We start from the raw sequence: 1,655 nt of genomic DNA on the forward strand, positions 1-1,655 counted from the left end.
TGGCGGGAGCCGTCGATGGGCACCATCTCGTCGGCGGTGAAGCCCACCACCAGGGTGGGGGCGGTGATGCGGTGCAGCTGGTCGCGCAGGTCCATCTGCAGGCAGACCTCGATCTGCTTGTCCACGCCCGCCGGCCACACGTCGTTCTGCGCGGCGGCCAGGCCCTGGTGTCCCCAGCCGTCCAGGATGCGCGGGGCGAAGCCCTGCAGCGCCATGAACCGCTTGTAGAGGCCGAAGTCGGTGGCGTACAGGTCGCGCCAGAACTCGAAGTTGAACTTGTCGCGCGGACCGGTGGTGTGAACCCAGGAGCCGACCAGGATCAGCTTGCGCACCAGCTCGGGATGAGCGGCCGCGACCGCCGTGGCGATGGCGCCGCCGAGGGAGAAGCCGAGAAGGTCGACCGGTTCGTCGCCTTTGGTGGCGTGGATGGCGGCGACGGCCTGGGCCACCAGCAGTTCGACGCTCGGCGGGGCGGTGCCGTCCTCGGTCTCGCCACTGCCGGAGAAGTTGGGGCGCACGACGGTGTGGGTGCCGGTGAAGTGGTCGACGACGTTGCCGAACACGCGGTCGGCGTCGCCGCCGGTGCCGTGCAGCAGCACCAGGCCGGGGCCGTCGCCGGCCACCTCGTAGTGGACCGAGCCGCCGCCGAAGGGGACAGGGGTGGTTGCCATGGGATTTTCTCCTTTGATGTCAGTGACTGGTGGGGAGGGGTGATGTCGGTGGGTGGTGGGGAGGGGTGATGTCAGTGGGTGGCGGGGACGGGGATTTCGTTGTGGTGGTGGTGGCGGAAGGTGAGGGCCACGGCGAGGGCCAGCACCAGGCCTGCGGCGATGACGAAGACGGCGGTGCGCAGCCCGTCGGCGGTGGCGGCGCGGAGCGCCTGGCCGGTCAGGCCGGGGGTGAGGGCGGAGTTGGAGACGGCGACCAAAAGGGCCAGGCCGACCGAGGTGCCGATCTGCATGCCGGTGGAGGCGGTGGCGGAGGCGACGCCTTGTTCGTCGGCGGGCACTCCGGTGGCCGCGCCGGCGAACATGACGGTGAACGTGCTGCCCTGGCCGAGGCCGAGGATGACGAGCCCGGGCAGCAACGCGGCGTAGGAGCCGGTGCCCGACATGGTGAGGGCGACGAGCACCGCGCCGAGGGCGGCCACGGGAAGGCTGATGGCCAGCGTGGTGCGTATGCCGAATTTGGTGGCCAGCCGGCCGCCCGCGTTCGCGCCGATCAGCACGGCCACCATCGGTGCGAGGAACGCCGTGCCGGTGCCCAGCGCGCTGTAGCCGTGGACGTTTTGGAAGTAGATGGTCAGGAAGTACAGCAGCACGTTGAGCGTGGTGCCGAACAGGAACGTGGTGCCGATCCCGGCGTTCAGGTTGCGGTTGCGGAACAGGCTCAGCGGCAGGAGGGGGTCCTTGCTGCGGGCCTCGATGAGCAGGAAGGCGGCCAGCAGGGCCAGGGCCACGGCCGCGCTGGCGATGATCAGGGGTGAGCCCCAGCCCGACTCGGGGCCCTGGACCAGGACGAAGACGATCAGTGTCACGCCGACCGTGGCGGTCAGCGCGCCGGGCAGGTCGAACACGCGCCCGCGCGGGACGGCGGGGTCGGGGGCGATCAGCGGGAAGGACAGCCCGATCGCCAGCGCGGTGAGCGGGACGTTG

Annotated in this window: 2 protein-coding genes; both read right to left on the reverse strand. The window is 70.8% G+C overall.

What is annotated here, in order from left to right; translation table 11 throughout:
• The coding region (locus tag KIK05_RS46395) for an alpha/beta fold hydrolase (protein ID WP_214417334.1) at positions 1–671 on the reverse strand (671 nt) is incomplete at its 3' end.
• Positions 672–742: 71 nt separating this feature from the next.
• The coding region (locus KIK05_RS48640) for an MFS transporter (protein WP_214417335.1) at positions 743–1,655 on the reverse strand (913 nt) is incomplete at its 5' end.

It is taken from the genome of Sphaerisporangium fuscum (assembly GCF_018531465.1).
Lineage (GTDB): Bacteria > Actinomycetota > Actinomycetes > Streptosporangiales > Streptosporangiaceae > Sphaerisporangium > Sphaerisporangium fuscum.